General features: G+C 67.4%; 14 protein-coding genes. 8 read left to right on the top strand and 6 right to left on the bottom strand.

Annotated features, from left to right (window positions below; translation table 11 throughout):
- Position 1: 1 nt before the first annotated feature.
- Both Q0D93_RS06055 and Q0D93_RS06060 read right to left on the bottom strand, forming a co-directional pair.
- Entirely contained in the window at positions 2-1,345 is a 1,344-nt protein-coding gene (locus tag Q0D93_RS06055) for a glutamate--tRNA ligase (protein ID WP_294392054.1), read from the bottom strand.
- Between the two features lie 56 nt (positions 1,346-1,401).
- A complete protein-coding gene (locus Q0D93_RS06060; RefSeq protein WP_294392055.1) occupies positions 1,402-3,780 on the bottom strand; it encodes a glycoside hydrolase family 127 protein in 2,379 nt (792 codons plus the stop codon).
- Positions 3,781-3,917: 137 nt separating this feature from the next.
- Here Q0D93_RS06060 and Q0D93_RS06065 point away from each other — a divergent pair, with 137 nt between their 5' ends.
- The 7 genes from Q0D93_RS06065 to Q0D93_RS06095 all read left to right on the top strand — a co-directional run bounded on the left by Q0D93_RS06065 (position 3,918) and on the right by Q0D93_RS06095 (position 10,666).
- Positions 3,918-5,219: an Hsp70 family protein gene (locus tag Q0D93_RS06065; RefSeq protein WP_294392056.1), complete on the top strand. Its 1,302-nt coding sequence runs from the start codon at positions 3,918-3,920 to the stop codon at positions 5,217-5,219.
- 4 nt (positions 5,220-5,223) lie between these two features.
- Positions 5,224-5,922, top strand: a complete 699-nt coding sequence (locus Q0D93_RS06070; protein ID WP_294392057.1) for a DUF2161 family putative PD-(D/E)XK-type phosphodiesterase — start codon at positions 5,224-5,226, stop codon at positions 5,920-5,922.
- 34 nt (positions 5,923-5,956) lie between these two features.
- Positions 5,957-6,220 (top strand): hypothetical protein, encoded by a 264-nt coding sequence (locus Q0D93_RS06075; RefSeq protein WP_294392058.1) that lies wholly within the window; start codon positions 5,957-5,959, stop codon positions 6,218-6,220.
- Between the two features lie 134 nt (positions 6,221-6,354).
- The gene (locus tag Q0D93_RS06080; RefSeq protein ID WP_294392113.1) at positions 6,355-7,026 is read left to right on the top strand and encodes a spermidine synthase; all 672 of its coding nucleotides are present in this window, start codon (positions 6,355-6,357) and stop codon (positions 7,024-7,026) included.
- Between the two features lie 154 nt (positions 7,027-7,180).
- Positions 7,181-9,385 (top strand): TonB-dependent siderophore receptor, encoded by a 2,205-nt coding sequence (locus Q0D93_RS06085; protein WP_294392059.1) that lies wholly within the window; start codon positions 7,181-7,183, stop codon positions 9,383-9,385.
- A gap of 132 nt (positions 9,386-9,517) precedes the next feature.
- Positions 9,518-9,988 (top strand): YaiI/YqxD family protein, encoded by a 471-nt coding sequence (locus Q0D93_RS06090; RefSeq protein WP_294392060.1) that lies wholly within the window; start codon positions 9,518-9,520, stop codon positions 9,986-9,988.
- Positions 9,989-10,048: 60 nt separating this feature from the next.
- On the top strand, positions 10,049-10,666 hold the full coding sequence (locus tag Q0D93_RS06095; protein ID WP_294392061.1) for a flavin reductase family protein: 618 nt from the start codon (positions 10,049-10,051) through the stop codon (positions 10,664-10,666).
- Between the two features lie 31 nt (positions 10,667-10,697).
- Here Q0D93_RS06095 and Q0D93_RS06100 read toward each other — a convergent pair whose 3' ends face one another.
- From Q0D93_RS06100 to Q0D93_RS06115, 4 genes are all read right to left on the bottom strand, one after another.
- Positions 10,698-12,068, bottom strand: coding sequence for an L-serine ammonia-lyase (locus Q0D93_RS06100; protein ID WP_294392062.1), 1,371 nt, complete (start codon positions 12,066-12,068; stop codon positions 10,698-10,700).
- 71 nt (positions 12,069-12,139) lie between these two features.
- Complete coding sequence (locus tag Q0D93_RS06105) at positions 12,140-14,593, bottom strand: zinc-dependent metalloprotease (protein ID WP_294392063.1); 2,454 nt, start codon at positions 14,591-14,593, stop codon at positions 12,140-12,142.
- A 381-nt stretch (positions 14,594-14,974) separates the two neighbouring features.
- On the bottom strand, positions 14,975-16,489 hold the full coding sequence (locus tag Q0D93_RS06110) for a M28 family peptidase (RefSeq protein WP_294392064.1): 1,515 nt from the start codon (positions 16,487-16,489) through the stop codon (positions 14,975-14,977).
- Between the two features lie 143 nt (positions 16,490-16,632).
- Positions 16,633-18,546 carry a CocE/NonD family hydrolase gene (locus tag Q0D93_RS06115; RefSeq protein WP_294392065.1) on the bottom strand — a complete coding sequence of 638 codons (1,914 nt, stop codon included), beginning with the start codon at positions 18,544-18,546 and terminating at the stop codon, positions 16,633-16,635.
- 313 nt (positions 18,547-18,859) lie between these two features.
- Here Q0D93_RS06115 and Q0D93_RS06120 point away from each other — a divergent pair, with 313 nt between their 5' ends.
- The gene (locus Q0D93_RS06120; protein WP_294392066.1) at positions 18,860-19,117 is read left to right on the top strand and encodes a hypothetical protein; all 258 of its coding nucleotides are present in this window, start codon (positions 18,860-18,862) and stop codon (positions 19,115-19,117) included.
- The last annotated feature ends 144 nt before the right edge of the window (positions 19,118-19,261 follow it).

Genomic DNA, 19,261 nt, shown 5'->3' on the forward strand with positions numbered 1-19,261 from the left:
GTCAGCCCTGCGCGTCGGCGGCGGCGCGCAGCCGTTCGATCGCCCGCTCCCGCCCGATCAGCGGCAGCAAGGCCGCCATGTCGGGGCCGTGACCCAGCCCGGTCAGCGCCAGCCGCAGCGGCAGGAACAGGGCCTTGCCCTTGCGCCCCGCTGCGGCCTTGAGCCGCGCGGTCAACTGCCCCCACGGATCCGCCGACCAGTCGATCTCCGCCGCGACACCCGCCGCCTGAGCGACATAGGCGCGATCCTCCTCCGCCACATCGAAGGTCGCGTTGCCGCGCAGGACCGGCTCCCACTCCGCCACGGCCTGCACGGTCGCGAGATTGGGCCGCAGCGCCTGCCAGACGGGCGCACTCACCCAGTCCGGAACGCGGTCGGCGACGGCATCATGGTCTAGCAGGTGGATGGTGCGGGCATTGAGCGCGGTGAGTTCGTCCAGGTCGAACCGCGCGGGCGCGCGGCCGAAGCGGGCAAAATCGATATGGTCGATCAGCAGGACCAAGTCCGTCACCGGCTCCACCGGATCGCTGGTGCCGATCCGCGCCAGCAGCGCGCAGAGCGCCAGCGGCTCGATCCCCTGTTCACGGAACGCATCCGTGCCGAGCGAGCCGAGCCGCTTGGACAATTTGCCCTCGCTGCCGACCAGCAGAGCCTCATGCGCGAAGGCGGGTGCGGGCGCGCCGAGTGCCTCGAACATCTGCAATTGCAGGCCGGCATTGGTGACATGGTCCTCGCCCCGGACGATGTGCGTCACGCCCAGGTCGATGTCGTCGATCACGCTCGGCAGCATGTAGAGCCAGCTGCCATCCTCGCGCCGGATCACCGGATCGGACTGGAGGCGTGGGTCGATCTGCTGCGCCCCCCGGATCAGGTCGTCCCACTGGATCGGGCGATGGTGGTCGAGCTTGAAACGCCAGTGCGGCCGGCGCCCCTCCGCCTCCAGCCCCGCACGCTCCGCATCGGACAGAGAGAGCGCCGCGCGGTCGTAGATCGGCGGCAGGCCCCGGCCCGCCAGGATCTTGCGCTTGAGCTCCAGTTCCTGCGCGGTCTCGTAGGCGGGATAGACCCGACCCGCCGCGTACAATTCCTCGAACCGCCGCGCATACAGGTCGAACCGCTCGGATTGCCGCGCCGAGCCGTCGGCGGTCACGCCCAGCCAGGCGAGGTCGCGTTCGATCGCATCGGCGAATTCGGTCGTGGAGCGGGCCTGATCGGTATCGTCCAGCCGCAGCAGGAAGCGCCCGCCATGCTTGCGCGCCCACAGCCAGTTATGCAGCGCGGCGCGGATATTGCCGACATGCAGGCGGCCGGTGGGCGACGGGGCGAAACGGGTGACGACGGACATGAGGCGCGCTCTACCGAAAGGCCGCCGCGCCGTCATGGCCTATCGCGGCGACGCTCTCACGCCGTCACGCCCGGCCTGGCGGTGTAGAGGCGCACGCCGAAGACCGGCCCGGCCGAGCTGCGATCATGCGGCAAGAACTTGATCCGGATCGACTGCTTGCCCCGAGTCGCCCCTTCCGGCAGCGGATATTCCGCGTCGAAGAACTTGCCCGGCTGGTCATTGTCGAGATGCTGGGTCGCGATCTTCACATTGTCGACCAGAATGTCGAAGTCGCGCGCGCGCTCGCCACCCCAATAGGTGGCCTGCAGGACCAGCGGACCCGGCTTCACCTTCATCGCGAACTCGAAATAGCCGCCCGACCGCGCGTCGCGGCCCTGACGGGCGCGATAGGTGACGGGGTAGGAGATTTCGCTGGTCAGCGCGTGATCGCGCTCGGGCTGCATCTCGCCCAGGAACATGACGTCGACCGATCGCGCGGCAATGTCCTTCAGCCGCGCCTGCTCGGCCACGAACGCCGCTTCCTCCGTCACCCATTCGCCTTCGGAGAAGGTCTTGAAATAGACCGCGCTCAGCCGGTCATGTTGGCGGAAAAAGGGAACGAAGGTGAGGTCGCGCGGTCGGGCGATGCCGCGCGTGGCATAGCTGCCCCGCGCTGCGTCGGCGGGCGCAAAGGCGGCGAGCAGGTCCGCGCCGACCAAGGCAGGGTCGGCGCCCGCCCATTTCTGCGTCTTGGGGCCGAGATCGGCCGCGAGCACCATCGGCCCGCGCAGCACCGCCACGGTGCGGGCGCTGCCGGGCGCCGCCTCCGTCCTGAGTTCCAGCGGCAGCGTGATCGCGATCGTGTCCCCCGCCTTCCAGCGGCGGGTAACAACCGCATAGCCGCGCTCGGAGGTGGGCGTCACCGTTTCGCCGTTGACCGAAACCAGCGCCTTGCCGGCGGCCCAGCCCGGCACGCGCAGCGCGACCGGGAAGCGGCCGCCGCGCAGGCGGTTGAAGGTGATCCGCGACTCCGGCTCGAACGGATAGCGGGTATCCAGCGTCACGGCGGCCTTGCGCGCCGCCCATGTGGCGTCGGCGGGGATGTAGAGATTGACGAACAAGGTGCCGTCATCCCCTTCCCAGAAGATCGACTCGCCATGCTTGGCATGGCTCTCCATGCCCGAGCCGACACAGCACCAGAAGGCGTTGTCCTCCGTCGAGGAATAGTCCCGCTCGGCGCCGGTCATCAGCGGCGTCATGTAGGTGAAGCCGCCGGTGGACGGGTGCTGCGCCGCCATGACGTGGTTGAGGTGGGCGCGTTCGTAGAAATCGAACAGGGCGCCGTCCGGCTGCCACGACCAGAGATGCCGGGTCAGCTTCAGCATGTTGTAGGTGTTGCAATGCTCGCACGTCTGTTCGGTGACGTGGTCGGCGATCGTGTCGGGTTCGGAGAAATATTCGCGGTCGGCGTTACCGCCGATGACGTAGCTGTGATGCTTGGTTACCGCGTCCCAGAAGAAGGTGGCCGCCGTCGCCTTGGCCGGATCGCCTTTCCGCACCTCATGGATGCGCGCGAGGCCGATCAGCTTCGGCACCTGCGTGTTGGCGTGGAAATTGGCGAGCTTGTCCTCGCGCCGGGTCAGTGGATCCAGCACGCGATTGTCGTAGATCAGCTCCGCCATCCTCAGCCAGCGGGCGTCGCCGGTCCGCGCATACAGTTCGGCATAGCTTTCGTTCATGCCGCCATATTCGCAGCCCAGCACCTCCTGCACCTGTTCGGGCGTCAGCGCGGCGAAGACCCGCTCGAAATAGCCGCCGAGCCCTTGGGCGACCGTCAGCGCCTTGGGATTGCCCCATGACCCATGGACGTCGAGCAGGCCGGCAAAGACCTTGTGCACGGTGTAGAGGGGCGACCAGGAACCGTTGAGGTCGAACCCGCCCGACTTGATCTCGCCCCGCATCACCTCCGGGAAGATCTCCTCCCCGTCGACGACCGTGCCGTCCTTCCGCTTGCGGCCGAGCGCGCCGACATAGCCGGTGCCGCGCTTGGCCTGCGCTTCGGCCAGTTCATCGACGATATAGTCCGCACGGCGGCGCATTTCGGGGTCGCCGGTCTGCTCGTAGGTGAGCACCAGCGCGGTCAGGTAGTGGCCGAGCGTATGGCCCGCAATCGTATCGCTTTCCCACCCGCCGTAGATCGGCGCCTTCGGCTCCAACCCGGCATATTTGCGGAAATTGTGGAGCAGCCGGTCAGGCTGGAGGCGGTACAGATAGGCGCGGTTGACCTCCACCGCGTTGGCATAATCGGACGGGCGCAGGCGCACGGCCCACAGCGGCAACGGCCTCGCGGTCCGGGTCGGCAGCGCGGATGCGGCGGCGCGAGCGGGCACATGCGCCATGATCGCCAGGCCGCCGGCACCCAGCAGCAATTCGCGGCGGCTCGTCCTCAGCATCATACGCCCTCTCCAAGAATATGGTATACGATTGGGCATGGCGCGCACCTAGTCAAGGCAGTTTGCAGGTGGCTTGTCCCGATCCGCCCACGCGAACATAAGGCCGCGCTCCCCCGCATTGTTCAGGCACCTCCCGATTCATGACCTCCCTTCATCAGGGCCGCTCGGCCGGCCTGGATTTCGGTACAACCAACAGCGTCGCGGCGCTTGCCGGCAGCTCCGGTGACGCGCCGCAGCTGATCGCGCTCGACGGGCCGGGCGGGCCGACCGACGTATTCCGCTCCGCTTTGTGCTTCTGGCATGACGAGGATGCGCGCGGCGGCCTGGCGGTCGAGGCGGGACCGGCGGCGATCCACGAATATCTGGAATATCCAAGCGACAGCCGCTTCCTGCAATCGTTCAAGTCGGTTGCGGCCACGGCCTCGTTCGACAGCGCGCCCGTTTTCACCAAGCGGTTCCGGTTCGAGGAACTGGGCCGGCTGTTTCTGGACAAGCTGGCGTCCCATGGCGGCGGCAAGCTCGACCGGCTCGACCGGCTGGTGGTCGGGCGGCCGGTCCATTACGCGGGCGCGCGGCCCGATTCGGCGCTGGCGCGGCAACGCTACGACGCCATGTTCACGGGCTTCGCGCGCGAGATCCACTATGTCTACGAGCCGCTGGCGGCCGCCTTCAGCTATGCCGCGCGCCTGACCGAACCCGCCACCCTGCTGGTCGCCGACTTCGGCGGCGGCACCAGCGACTTCTCGGTGGTGCAGGTCAAGGAACCGGGCGCGGCGCAGCGTTGCGTGCCGCTGGGCCATGCCGGCGTGGGCCTCGCCGGCGACCGGTTCGACCAGCGCATCGTCGACCGGCTGGTCCTGCCGATGCTGGGCAAGGGCGGGCAATACCGGTCGTTCGACAAGCTGCTGGACATACCCGGCGGCTATTTCGCGGATTTTTCCGACTGGTCCCGGCTGGCGCTGATGCGTAACCGGCGGACGCTGGACGAACTGGAACGGCTGCGCCGCAACGCGCTGGAACCGGACGCGATCGGCCGCATGATCGCGATGATCGAGAATGAACTGGGCTTCCCGCTCTACGATGCGGTGGGCCGGCTGAAGCGCGCGCTGTCGGATCAGGACGCTGCCACATTCCACTTTTCCGGCGCGGGCGTCGAGATCGAGGCGGCGGTCACCCGGGAGGCGTTCGAGGGCTGGATCGCGCCCGACATCGCCCGGATGGCGGCGGCGGTGGACGATGCGCTGGCCGATGCCGGGCTGGGCGAGGCGGACATCGACCGCGTGTTCCTGACCGGCGGCACATCACTGGTGCCGGCGGTCCGCGCCGTCTTCACCAGCCGCTTCGGGACGGAGCGGATCATGTCGGGTGGGGAGCTTACCTCGATTGCGCACGGCCTGGCGCTGGTGGCGCAGGAGGATGACCTGTCCGCCTGGACGGCATGACGCAGTGACCGCTTTGGCTGAAACCGCGCTCTATGGCCCGGTGAAGAGCTTCCTCGAAGCGCAGGGTTTCGCGGTGAAGGGCGAGGTGTGTGGGTGCGACGTGGTCGCGGTGCGGCCGGGCGAGCCGCCGGTGCTGGTCATTGCCGAGCTGAAGCTGTCCTTCACCCTCGAACTGGCGTTGCAGGCGGTGGATCGGCTGCGCGCGGCGGACCAGGTCTACCTTGCCGTGGTGGCGAGCCGACGGGGACGCGACCAGGACAAGCGCGTGCATCGGCTGTGCCGCCTGCTCGGCCTGGGCCTGCTCGCGGTCGACATGCGGCTGGGCAAGGTGGTCCTGCTGTGCGAGCCGACGCCCTACCGGCCGCGTCCCAACCTGCCGCGGCGTCGCCGGCTGTTGCGGGAACATGCCAGCCGCAAGGGCGATCCCACCCGGGGCGGATCGACCCGCCAGCCGATCATGACCGCCTATCGCCAGCGCGCGCTGGCCTGCGCGGCCGCCATCGGCGGCGGAACCGCCCGCCCGCGCGACCTGAAGCATCTGGCGGAGGATGCGGGCGCCATCCTGTTGCGCAACGTCTATGGCTGGTTCGATCGGGCGGAAAAAGGCATCTACCGCCTGAGCGAAGCCGGCTTGACCGCGCTGCGGGATCAGCCAGCGGAGCCGATCGAACCGGAACCCGGCGGATCGCTCCAACACGGGTGATGGGCGCGCGGGCGGTTTGCGGCTACAAAGGCGCATGGACTTCGATCAGCTTCTTGTTCGTTTCTTCGGAACCGACGATTTCGCCAGCATGTCGGAGGAGCAACTGGTCTCCGGCGTGGAACGGGTGCGGTTGCAATTCGGGCTGGAGCGCGACTCCGGCCGCCGCTTCGCCTTGTGGTGCCTGATGTACATGCTCGGCGTCGCGCCCGACCTCGAATCCGCATTCGAGGATGAGGACGACCGGGAGGCCGCGCGCGACTTCATGGACATGGCCGACGCGGAGATCGAGGAAGACTGAGTACCATTTCCGCCGCGCTATTCGGCTGAAGTGATGTATCGGATTGACATGAGAGTTCAGGACATTTCCAGTTGCGGCGCCCGATCCGCAATCGCGCATGGCGCTGTCGATGCGGCATGCGGGGCCGAGGCGCGATGATCCCGCGCGAACTGGTCGGCGTGGCGGAGGTGCCGGGCGGCCCGCCGCTGCGCCTGGTGCGGCATGGCGGCGACTTCATCATCATGCTCGACCGCAACGAGTTGATGAGCAGCCGCATGAGCGGTTCGGAGGTGGCGCTCGGCACCATGACCTGTGCCCGGCTGCGGTCGCGCGCCGATATGCGCCTGCTGGTCGGCGGCTACGGCATGGGCTTCACCCTGCGCGCAATCCTGGGAGAGGTCGGCCCCGATGCGCGGGTGACCGTGGCGGAACTGGTGCCCGGCATCCTCGAATGGGCGCGCGGGCCGATGGCTGCCATGACCGGCAACTGCCTGGACGACCCCCGGGTGGATGTCCGCATCGCGGATGTCGGCGCAGTGATCGACGCCGGGAAAGGCCGGTTCGACGCGATCCTGCTGGATGTGGACAATGGGCCGGACGGGCTGACCCGACAGGCCAATGACGGCCTCTACAGCGCCTATGGCCTGGCACGCGCGCGGGCGGCGCTCACGCCCGGCGGCATCCTGGCGGTCTGGTCGGCCGGCCCCGACCCCGCCTTCACCCGCCGGCTGAAGCAGGAAGGCTTCGCCGTGGACGAGGTCCAGGTCAGGGCACGGGACAATGGCAAGGGCCCGATCCACACCATCTGGTTCGCCACCCGCCGCTAGGCCCGGTTTCGCCCTGCCACCCGCCCCGCCGATTCATCGCTCGACTGCTATTGCGAGTTATTCGCACAACCTCTATCAGGCCCCCACGCATCGGGGTCGCACCTCAACAGAAGGGTGAGCCGATGCGGGGAATCAACAATCGGGGCCAGCATCCATGTCGTTCAAGCTTTCTCTCACACTGGGGTGCGCAGCCTGCGCCTTCGCCGCCACGCCGACCATGGCACTGACCGGCGAGGAGGAAAGCAAGACGGCGGCAACGTCGTCGACGGTGTCGGATGCGGAAGAGCTGGTCGTCACCGGCGCCTATACCATCCCCGATCGGATCGACACGGCGACGGGCCTGGGCCTGACCGTCCGCGAGACGCCGCAATCGGTGAGCATCGTCACCGCGCAACGCATCATCGACCAGAACCTGATCAGCGTCCGCGACGTGATCGAGAATGGCATCGGCGTGGCCGTCAACGAGACGGATGACGTCCGCAACTCCTTCTTTGCGCGCGGGTTCGAGATCCGCAACACGCAGATCGATGGCGTGCCGACCGCCTGGGCGCTGGGCGGGGATCGCGGCGAAACCATTGCCGACGTGTCCATCTATGAACGCGTGGAGATCGTGCGCGGCGCGACCGGCCTGCTCAGCGGCGCGGGCGACCCCTCGGCGTCGATCAACCTCGTCCGCAAGCATGCCGACCGCAAGGATTGGGGCGGCTACCTCAATGCCGCTTATGGCAGCTGGGACACCTGGCGCGTGTCCGGCGACATCGGCGGCGCCGTGACCTCGGACGGCCGCCTGCGCGTGCGTGGCGTCGGCCGCTACGAAGAGGGCAATTCGTTCACCGACTTCTACAACAACAAGAAGTTGGTCCTGTACGGCACCCTGGAAGCTGATGTCACCGACCATACGTTGCTGCGGGTCGGGTTCAGCCACCAGCGCAACGAGCCTTATGGTGCCTTCTGGGGCAGCCTGCCGACCTTCTACAGCGACGGCACCATCGCGAAATGGGATCGGTCCAAGAGCACCGCGCAACCGTGGACGACTTGGACCACGGTGAACCAGAACTTCTTTGCGACGCTGAGCCACGATTTCGGCGGAGGCTGGAGCCTGACCGGCAATTACAACCGGCTGCGCAACACCCAGTTCACCCAGATCCTGTATTTGTTCGGCAATGTGGACCGCGTCACCGGGCTGGGCCTGAGCAGCAATCCCTATTCGGCATATGGCGAGAGCATCCAGAACAGCTACGACACCCAACTCAAGGGCCGCATCTCGCTGTTCGGGCGCGACCATGAACTGGTGCTCGGCTATCTCAACAGCGAACTCAATCGCCAAACGGACACCTACCAGGCGCTGAATGAAATCCCGCCATTCGGCAACTTCCAGTTCCCGCCCGCCGGCGATTTCAACAATTGGAACGAGAACTCCTATCCCTTCCCCGGCTTTGCCGAGACGCCCACCGTTGGTGTCGAGAAAGAGCGGATCCGGCAGATCGGCTATTACGGTGCGGTACGCGTCAACGTCGCCGATTGGCTGAAGGTGATCGGCGGCGGGCGCCTGGCGGAGTGGAAGTTGAAGGGCGTCGCCTATGGCGTGGATCGCGACTATGGCGACAAGAATGTCTTCATCCCCTATGTGGGCGTCTTGGCCGACATCACGCCCAACCATCGGCTGTATGCGAGCTACACGACCATTTTCCTGCCGCAGAACGCCCAGGATCGCACGTTCACGCAGCTCGATCCGATCCGTGGGAAGGCCTATGAAGTCGGCCTGAAAAGCGCCTTTTTCAACGAAGCATTGCAGACCTCGGTGGCATTGTTCCGGATCGAGCAGGATAATCTGGCGCAGATCGACGGCCCGCCGATCACGCGGCCGGGTTTCGCCCTGCCGTTCCAGCCGTATCGTGCCGCCGATGGCGTGGTCAGCAAGGGGTTGGAGGTTGAGGCGACCGGAAGCCCGCTGGACAATTGGAACATCAATGTCGGCTACAGCCAGTTCAAGGCGCATGACGCCAATGGCGACAACGCCAATACCGACCAGCCCCGCCGCCTGTTGAAGGCGTTCACCACCTATACGATCCCCGAGGTGCTGGGCGGCCTGACGTTCGGTGGCGGCGTCAATTACCGCAGCGCGGCTTACTCCAACGGCACGATCCCCGGAACCACGCCGGTGCCGTTCCGGTTCAAGCAGGGCAGCTTCGCGGTGGTCAATCTGATGGCCCGTCTGGCGGTGACGGAGCAGGTCAGCGTGCAGGCCAATGTCGACAACCTGCTGGACAAGTCCTATTTCAGCCAGGTCGGCAATTTCAGCCAGTACCGCTACGGGCGGCCGCGCAACTTCACGATCGGCGCCAACTACCGCTTCTGACGCTCAAAGAGGGGCGACCGCGCTGCCGGTCGCCCTTCTCCCCCGCCAGACCAGCCGTAGCACCGTCCGCCTTGCCCGGGCCGGAGCGGATCGACTGTCGCGGGCCGGCCGTCGCTGTGGCATGGGGCGTGCATGTTGCAGCAGATCCGTATTCTGGTCGATGCCGACGCCTGCCCCGTAAAGGAGGAGGTATACCGGGTCGCCTACCGGCTGGCCGTGCCCGTCGTCGTGGTCAGCAACGCCCATCTGCGCGTACCACAGCACCCGCTGATCGAGCGGGTGGTGGTGAGCGAGGCGTTCGATGCGGCGGATGACTGGATTGCGGAGCAGGTGGACACCGCCACCGTGGTCGTCACCGCAGACATCCTGCTGGCCGATCGCTGCCTCAAAGCCGGCGCTGCGGCCGTGATCGCACCCAATGGCAGGCCGTTCACCAGCAGTTCTATCGGCAATGCCGTGGCCGTCCGCGCGATCATGAATGACCTTCGCGCGGGCGGTGAACGGGTGGGTGGACCGCCGCCGTTCGGCAAGGAGGACCGCTCACGGTTCCTGTCGGCGCTGGACGTGGCCTTGACCGGCCTCCAGCGCAAGTTCGGGCGATAAGGTGCCCCGGCCTGCCCGCATGCTGCGGCACGATCCATCCGCCGCGCCGTTGATGGGTCCATGACGGACTGGCACTTCTACGAACCCGCCGCCGGCCATGGGCTGCGGCACGATCCCTTGAACGCGATCGTGGCGCCCCGGCCGATCGGGTGGATCAGCACGGTGTCGCCCGATGGGGTGCGCAACCTTGCCCCCTACAGTTTCTTCAACCTGTTCAACTACCAACCGCCGCTGATCGGCTTTTCGTCGATGGGGTGGAAGGACAGCGTCGCCAACGCGCAGGCGACCGGTGAGTTCGTTTGGAACCTGGCCACCGCGGGACTGGCCGAGCAGATGAATGCAAGCTCGGCCACGCTGCCGCCTGAAATGGACGAGTTCGCGCATAGCGGGCTGGCGGCGCTGCCGTCGCGCCTGGTCGGTCCGGATCGCGTCGCGGCCAGCCCCGTGACCTTCGAATGCAGGGTGACGCAGATCGTCCGCCTGGAAACGGTGGCGGGACGCGCGCTGGACCAATGGCTGGTGATCGGGGAGGCGGTGGGCATCCACATCGACCGCGCGATGATCGAGGACGGCGTGTACCGGACGGCGCGGGCACGACCGATCCTGCGCGGCGGTGGGCCCGCAGACTATTTCGAGATCAGGGAGGACGCCCTGTTCAGGATGCCGCGTCCCGCATGATCGAGGCGGACGGCGGCACCGGGACGCGCGATCAGCATTCCACCACATTCACGGCCAGGCCACCCAGGCTCGTTTCCTTATATTTGGAGCGCATGTCCTCGCCCGTCTGGCGCATGGTTTCGATCACCTGGTCCAGGCTGACGATGTGGTGCCCGTCCCCCATCAGGGCCAGATAGGCGGCGTTGATCGCCTTGATCGCGCCCATCGTGTTGCGTTCGATGCAGGGCACCTGCACCAGCCCGCCGATCGGATCGCAGGTGAGGCCGAGGTTATGCTCCATCCCGATCTCGGCCGCATTCTCGATCTGGCGGTTGGTGCCGCCGAGCGCGGCGGTCAGCCCCGCCGCCGCCATCGAGCAGGCGACGCCGACCTCGCCCTGGCACCCCATTTCCGCCGCCGAGATGGAGGCGTTGAGCTTGTAGAGGAAGCCGATCGCGGTGGCGGTCATCAGCAGCGTGTGCGCGCCGGCGCGGTCGGCATCGGGCACGAACATCTCATAATATTTCAGCACCGCCGGCAAGACGCCCGCCGCTCCGTTGGTGGGCGCGGTGACGACCCGGCCGCCGGCGGCATTCTCCTCGTTCACGCTCAGCGCGAACAGGCTGACCCACTCGAAAATGTGCGACGGCATGGCGGACGGGCCGCGCGCCAGCAGCGCCGCATGGAGGGCGCGGGCGCGGCGGCGAACCTTGAGCCCGCCGGGCAGCAGCCCGTCCTGCCGGCAGCCGCGATCGATGCAGTCGAGCATCGCCCGGCGCACCGCGTCGAGAAAGGTTTCCGTCTCCTCCCGGCTGCGCCACGCCTCCTCGTTGGTCCACATGATGTCGGCGATCGAAAGGCCATGCTCCTCCCCCAGCGCGATCAGGTCGGCGCCGGCACGAAAGGGCAGCGGCAGGGCCACGTTGGGCCGTTCGCGGCCATCGTCGCCGTCGCTGCGGATCGCGCCGCCGCCGATCGAGAAATAGGTCCGCCCGAACGTCCCGCCATCCGCAAGCACGGCCGACAATCGCATCGCATTGGCATGACCGGGCAGGAACTCGCCCATGTGGAAGTTGAGGTCGCCGTCTTCCGAAAACGCGACCTTGCGGCGCCCGTCCAGCAGCAGCGCCCGATCCTGCCGGATTGCCGCGATCAGGCCGGGCGCGGCATCGGGGTCCACCGTCTCCGGGTGCCAGCCGGACAGGCCGAGCAGCACGGCCAGATCGGTCGCATGGCCGCGTCCGGTGAGCGCCAGCGAGCCATACAGGTCGCAACGCACCGTTTGCGGATCGCCTTCGTCCAGCACGCGCGCGGCGAAATCGGCGGCGGCGCGCATCGGCCCGACGGTGTGGGACGATGACGGGCCAACCCCGATCGTGAACAGGTCCACGATGCTGAAGGCGGCGGGCGACGTCGCCGTCATGATCTTCTCTTCGGCATGTCCGTCATATCGGGTGCCGGCGTGAGTAGCGCCAGCGCCCGATCATCGAACGGTCACCCGCCGAACCAGTTGCTCTCGCCGCCGATCGGCATGCCGGGGGGAATGGCGGGTTCGGGCCGCGCACCCTTGCCGATCTCACGCGACAGCCTGCCGTCGTCGCGCAGCAGGGCGGCCATGGTCCGCGACCAGGCCGCATCCTCGCCGTCGCCCTTGGCCGTGGCGAGCCGGGCGGCCAGCCTGTCCAGCCTGCCCCCGAGTAACGCCGCCACGTCGATGGACGTGGCCGGATTGCGCGCCGTCGCGGCGATGGTGAGGATGGTGCGGGTCGCGATCCGCCGCTCCACCGCGTCCCGCCGCCGTTCCACCGTCGCCGCGATCAGCCGGTCCAGTAGCGTGTCCAGGCCGAGCAGCGACGGATTGCGGGCATGCTGCAGGTAGACGCGCGTCAGTCGCGCCGGCGCGAGCAGGCTGTCGAGCGTCACCTGCGCCGCGACGTCCGCCGCTACCAGCGGATCGAACACGGCCGCGCCGGCGGTGTCGAACACCTCCGTATCGAATTGCGGATCGGCCGGGCCGTTGACGCCGGAGGAAAGCTGCAGCGACAAGGCCGCCGGCACCGTCAGCGCGTCGGCGGACAGCGTTGCCAGCATCGCATCGAGCGCGGCATCCTGTTCCGCCTGTGGCACGGCGGTGGGCGTCGGGCTGCCGTCGCCCGCCACGGCATAGGTGTAGTTGACGCCGCCGATCAGCTTGCCGGTCGCCTCCACCTGATAACGGTGGAACAGCCAGATCGGCACGAACTTGCGGCGCAGGTTGGACAGCGGTTCGCCTGGGTGCAGCACGGCGGTGCCGAACCGGGCCAGCGCGATGCGGCGCACGTCCATGACATGGGCCAGTTCCGGCGCCGTGTCGTCGCCATCGGTCCACATATTGTTGCCGGGCACGCCCAGATCAGCCGCGCGCCCGTCAATATCGGTCATGTAGCGCAGGCCGGCGGCCTGCATCGCGGCGGCCTTGCGGGCTGCATCCACGCTCGGCTCGATGCCCGGCTTCGGCTGGCCATAGAGCCAGTCGACCGCAAATATGTCCCACTTGCCGGCGCCGACCGCATAGGCGTCCGACAGATCGAGATTCCCGTCCCTGATCTTCACCCGCGCGAACGGATAATCCATAACGGACGCGCGATCCTGCGTGCTCGCCGCGAAATTGTGGGCGAAGCCGATGGCGTGGCCTACTTCGTGCGCGCCCAGCTGGCGGATGCGGGCGAGCGCCACCCGCACGGGATCGTTGGCACCGCCCCGATTTTCCCCGGCAGTGCCCACCAGCCCTTCAAAGATCTGGATGTCCTGGTGCAGGCGCAGCCCTTCCAGGATGACGTTGCCCTTGATGATCTCGCCCGTGCGCGGATCGATCACGCCGCCGCCATAGGACCAGCTGCGCGTCTGCCGCTCGTCCCAGTTCACCATGTTGTAGCGCACGTCCTGCGGATCGGCGCCGGGCGGCAGGATCCTGACCTGAAAGGCGTCGATGTAGCCGGCGGCGTCGAACGCCTGGTTCCACCACGCCACGCCCTCCGCCAGCGCGGAGCGGATCGGTTCGGGTGCCGCGCTGTCGATATAGAAGATGATCGGCTTCTTCACGGCGGAGCGCGGCGCGGCCGGATCCACCTTTTCCAGCCGGAAATGGTTGGCATAATGCCGGACCACCGGCTGTCCCAGCGGCAGGCCGAAATCATAGACCGCAGTGGCATGCGCGCCCGATCGTATGTCGAACGCGCGCGGCACGAAGCCCGGCGCGGGCAGGCGGATCAGGGAGTGATGCACGGTGAAGCTGACCTGCCGCCCGTCGGGGGCGATCGTGTCCACCTCCTTGCCCGGCGTGTCCGAGACATAGGTCTGCACCGCCTCCATCTCGATATTGTCGGGGAAGACCTTGACCGATGCGGGATCGGCAACGCTCAGCGCGTCCGACAGCTTGAAGCCCTTGGCGGTGTCGTTCAGCGTTTCGGCCAGCCGCATCGTGTCGCGGGTAAGCAACGGCGCGAGATCGACGGTGACCCCGCCATCGGCATTGGTGGCGGCGATGTCCAGCAGCGCCACGGTGGTGAAGGGAAAGCTGTTCTTCACCCCGCGCTGGATGTCCGGGCCGCCGCTGGCCGTGAAGCGCGGATTCTCAAAGATCACCGCCACCTTTCGCCCCATCCGGCGAAACGCCAGCACCCGCGTTTCGCCCAGCATGCCGTGATCGATCGGGATCAGCGCCGATCCGATCCCGGTCTTGATCGCCGTGGCGTAGAGGAACCGACCGGACACGCCATCGGCAGCGGCCGGCGGAAGGGTAACGAGGATGCGCCCCTCCGCCGCATCGACCTTGACCGGCAGCAGCGCGCCGCCGTCTTGCACCGGTAGCGCCATCGGTGCCGCCGCCGCCGCCACCGGCGTCATGGCGCTGCTCAGCCCGAGTGCCAGGGCCGATGCCGCAATTCCCCCACGCGCAAACAGCTTCATCGTCCTGTGTGTCCCCTGTGATGTGCCGGCGCGCCGTCACGCGACAGGCTGGCTGCCGAGGAATTGCACATCGCATCACCCCACACCATCCTCAGCGCAGGCGAACCAGCAGCCTCCGACTGATAACGACCGCCTTCCTCGTGGAAAGGGTTGCGGCCTGATCTCGCCTCAGTCGTGAATGGCCTTCGCAAACAACGATTTTTATGGTTAACGCCCATGCAGAGCGGTTTGCGATTTCCCTCTCGGATCGAAAGCTGGCTTTAGAGCTCCGCCGTGTCGCCCCACCGATAGCCGGCGGAGCTCGCCTCTCCCCCACCGCCGGTGCCGCAAAAACCGGACGCTTGGTTTTCCACCAACAAGGTCCGCATCGTTCAGGTCGCGCTACCTGGCGGTTTGCGGACGGAGGGGACTTGCGGGCTTCCAGACTGGTGACGCAGGCTGATCCGCGACGCGGGTGACGAGGGTGGTGAAGAACCGGTTGAAGTCCGACGCCGCCTGCCAATCGATCAACTGCGCAAGGTCGTCCTGCGGTTTGTGGTAGCCGGTGCGGTACCATTGCCGGTAGATCCGCTCGCTCTCACTGCCGGGACGGTAGCCGAACACAAAGGCGGTCGCCGGGATGCCAGCCTGCATGAAGGGCCATTGATCGGCACGGCGCAGCAGGTTGCGCTCGGGTTCCGGGTCGCGCTGCACCTCCACGCCCATCGCGGCCGCAACGGCGCGGGCATCGTCGCCCAGCGTCGTGTCGTCCAGCGCGTGCACGGTCAGCAGCTTGAGCGGAAAGATCGGGCGGAGCTGGTCGAGGTTGATGTCGGCGGCGATGCGCGGCTTCGGCACCGTCGGATGATCCACGAACCAGCGTGCGCCGAGCAGCCCCTTTTCCTCACCTGTAAACGCGGCGAAGAGGACGGGACGGCGGAAGCCCTTGCCGGCGCGCTGCTCGGCCACCCGGATCAGCAGCGCGACATAAGCGGCATCGTCCAGCGTACCGTTGTAGAGGGCATCGCCCGCGACCGGCTCGCCCGGCCCATAGCCGTCCAGGTGCGCCGACAGCACGATCGTCTGTGCGGCCAGCGACGGGTCGGTGCCGGGCAGGATGCCAAGCACGTTGGGGCTGCTGATCGTCCGCTGCGCCAGACGGAAAGTCGCATGGAACGGCTTTGGCGGATCAAAGGCCGGAAGCGGTTGCCCGGCTGCGCCGGCGGCGATCAATCGCCCCGCATCGCGACCGCTGCCGGCGATCACGGCGGCGAGAGCATCGGCGTTGAGGGTGAACCGGACGGGCCCGCTCGATTTGGGCGGTTTGCCGGCGATCCACACGGCCCGTGCATAAGCGAAGGGCCAGCGCGGCGGCTCCACGGTGAAACCCGGATCGGCGATGGTCAGGAGGCCGGCAGCGCCCGCCGCTTCCACCGTGGCGACCCGCTCGACCTCGCTTGGCAGGCCTGGGCGGTGAGTGCCGTGGCAGATCACGATTTTGCCTCGGACATCACCAAGCGCGTCAGCCGCGCAATAGCCGCGATAGGCGAGTGCGCCGTTCAGCGTGTCCGGCGCGCCCGGCGCCGGGTTCATCATGATGTCGTGCAGGAAGCGGAGTGGCCGCCCGCCGACGCTGACCGACGCCCGCACAACGCGCAACTCCTCCATCGGCACGCGTTGCAGATAGCCGCGCTCATCGCCCGCCGGCTTGAGCCCCGCCCTGGCGAAGCGTTCGGCAACCAGCCGGGCCGCGCGCTCATAACCTGCGGAGCCGGTATCCCGCCCCTCCATCGCATCATCCGACAGCGCGGCTGTCGTCGCCCACCACGCCCGTGTGTCGGGATCGGACGGCAGCGGCCGCGCGGCTGCTAGTGCGAGAAGACACATTGGTGCGAAGCGGCGGACAGCGGGGTTCATGCGCCGGATGCTGCCCAAAGCCGTCCGGTCGGGCAAGGGGTCTCCGCACACCGAGACACGACCATCACCGGAACGGGCGCTTCGCAGGTCCGTCACCCGCAGCAGAACCTGCCGGCACGCCTGTGAACAGCCAAGCCGCCGCCTCACTCGCCGGCAATGGGAAGCCACACGGCGCTGGCGGCCGCGCCGCCCCGATGGACCGTCTCCGTCGCCTTGACGTAATCGGCCCGCTTCGCCGCCATGATCGACGGCACCCAGCTTTGCGGGTTGCGGTCATACAGCGGGAACAGGCTCGACTGCACCTGCACCATGATCCTGTGCCCCGGCAGGAAGACGTGATCGACGTTGGGCAGCGACCATGTGAAGGCATAGGTCCTGCCCGGCTCCAGCGGCGCGGGTGTCGCGAAGCCGTTGACATAGCGCCCGCGGAAGATCTCGATCCCGACCGCCAGCTGATAGCCGGCCATGATCGGATCGACGGAGTTTTCCTGGGGATAGACGTCGATCAGCTTGACCACGAAATCGCCATCCCGGCCGGTGGTGGCGGCGCGCAGGTCCACTTTGGGCGCGCCTTTGATGTGCACCGGCTTGTCCAGCACGCCGCCCGTGTAGCTCAGCACATCGGGCCTGCCGTCGACGAAGCGCTGGTCGTGCACGAGCCAGGTCTTCCACTCTTCCCCCTGCATGTGGATCGGACGGGGCAGCATGGGCACGGGCTTGGCCGGATCGGAGACGTAGCTGTCGCTGCCGGCCGGCGGCTTGTTCCACGACAGGCCGAAATCCCCGGCGAGGTAGAGCGGCGTGTAGGTGCCGGCCGGCCATTGCCGCGAAACCTCCCACCGATCCTTGCCGGTGGCGTAGGTCAGCACCGGCGGCGTGTCGCACGGGGCCGGATTGGTCTTGAGGTGGCAGTCCAGGAACGGCTTCATGTAGCGGGTGCGGAATTGCAGGCCGGTATCGCCCTCCCACTTGAGCGGGCCCAGCTCCCGCGCCTCGTAATTGACCTGGGAGTGGCGCCAGGGGCCGATCACCAGGCTGACCATGTCGTTGTTGGCATCCTGCTTCTCCAGCGCCTGGTAGACGGCGGGCGCGCCGTAGCTGTCCTCCTGATCCCATTGGCCGACGACCAGCATGGTCGGAACGGTGAGCTTGCGCGCGCCCAGCAGCGCGTCGACCGCCTGCCCCCGCCACCATGCGTCATAGCTCGGATGCTCCAGCACCTTGCGCACGACCGGCAGGTCCATCAGGCCGTAGAGCCTGGCATAATCCGTCGCCGATCCGGCTTCGAGATAGGCGGCATATTCGTCGCCTGTGCCCTTGGGCACCGCCCCGCCGCCCTTGCCCACCGTCTGGCCCAGGTCATAGTCGAAGCCGAAGGTGCGGAACGCGCCATTGTGGAACCAGTCGTCGCCCATCCAGCCGTCCACCATCGGGCTCTGCGGCACGGCGGCCTTGAGCGCCGGATGCGGATCGATCAGCGCCATCAGCGAGGTGAAGCCGAGGTAGGAGGATCCGGTGATCCCGACCTTGCCGTTGCTCTCCTTCACATTCTTCACCAGCCAGTCGATCGTGTCATAGGCATCGGTGGCGTGATCGACCTGGGTCCGGTTGAGCGGACCACGCAGCGGCCGGTTCATCACATAATCGCCCTCCGACCCGCCGAGGCCGCGCACGTCCTGATAGACGCGGATATAGCCATCGTCGACGAACGCGGCGTCGGCGACCGGCAGGATCTCCTCGATGCGCTGGCTGCGATTGCGCGAGGTCGCCTTGTTCGCGTCATAGGGCGTGCGGCTCAGCAGGATCGGCGCATCCGTCACGCCCTTGCGGAAGACGATGACCGTGAACAGCTTGGTACCGTCGCGCATCGGAATCATCGCGACCCGGCGCACGAAGTCCGCCTGGGGGCGCACCCAGTCGTATGTCTTCACCTGCTCGTTCGCCATGGTATCGGTTGGCGCGGCCGCCCCCTTCTGGGCGGAAAGCTGGGTGGCCGGAAGCGTGAAGGCGAGCGTTGCGAGAGCGAGGTTGGCGGCGGGCCGGAAACGCATGGTCATGACCATATGGGTGACCAGCGCCCCTTCAGCGGTCAAGCAGGAAAAGGCAGGCGGCGCCCTTGGAATGCGAACCGATCGGCTGCTTCACGCCACGGCCGCCCGCTTGCGGCCTTCCTCGCAGGGACCGTGCGGCACCTGGGTGACACTGACCGCAGGCCCGTTTGTAGACGCGCAAGGATGCCGAAGCCGCTGCCACACGGCTTCACGCCGCGGCATGCTCCCGCCCCAGCGACAATTGCGTGAGACCCGGACGCGCGCGGCGCGTTCAGCCTCCATGCGGAACGGCAACACGAGCGGCGCTACGAGCGGCCCTGTGGACGATTATGCGCGGGGTCGACGCGACGGGCTCCGGCTGGCGCTCGCGGTGCTCGCCGCGGAGGAGGCGAAATGGTCGGCTTTGCTGGGTGAAAGCAGTTCGTGGCGAACCAACCTGACGCGTGAGGTGCGCCACAAGACTCTTCAGGTCGCGCAGACCCGCTTGCGCACGGCCTTGAACCGGATCACGCCAAAGGGCGAAGCATTGATGGCCGATCAGGAACTGACCGCCGCTTTGGAGGCGATCGGCCTCTAGCCGCCCGTTGCCGCCGATCGCTGCGTCCAAGGTCGACAGGTCGGGCTTGGTCTGCGACGCCCTGCCTTTCCGGCTGAACGACGTGGCATGGCCGGTGAAAGTCCGGCAGCTTGCAGGCTGTTGGTCGTGGCTGCCTGAATGGTC

This window comes from uncultured Sphingomonas sp. (assembly GCF_934560975.1).
In the GTDB taxonomy this organism is placed as follows: domain Bacteria; phylum Pseudomonadota; class Alphaproteobacteria; order Sphingomonadales; family Sphingomonadaceae; genus Sphingomonas_I.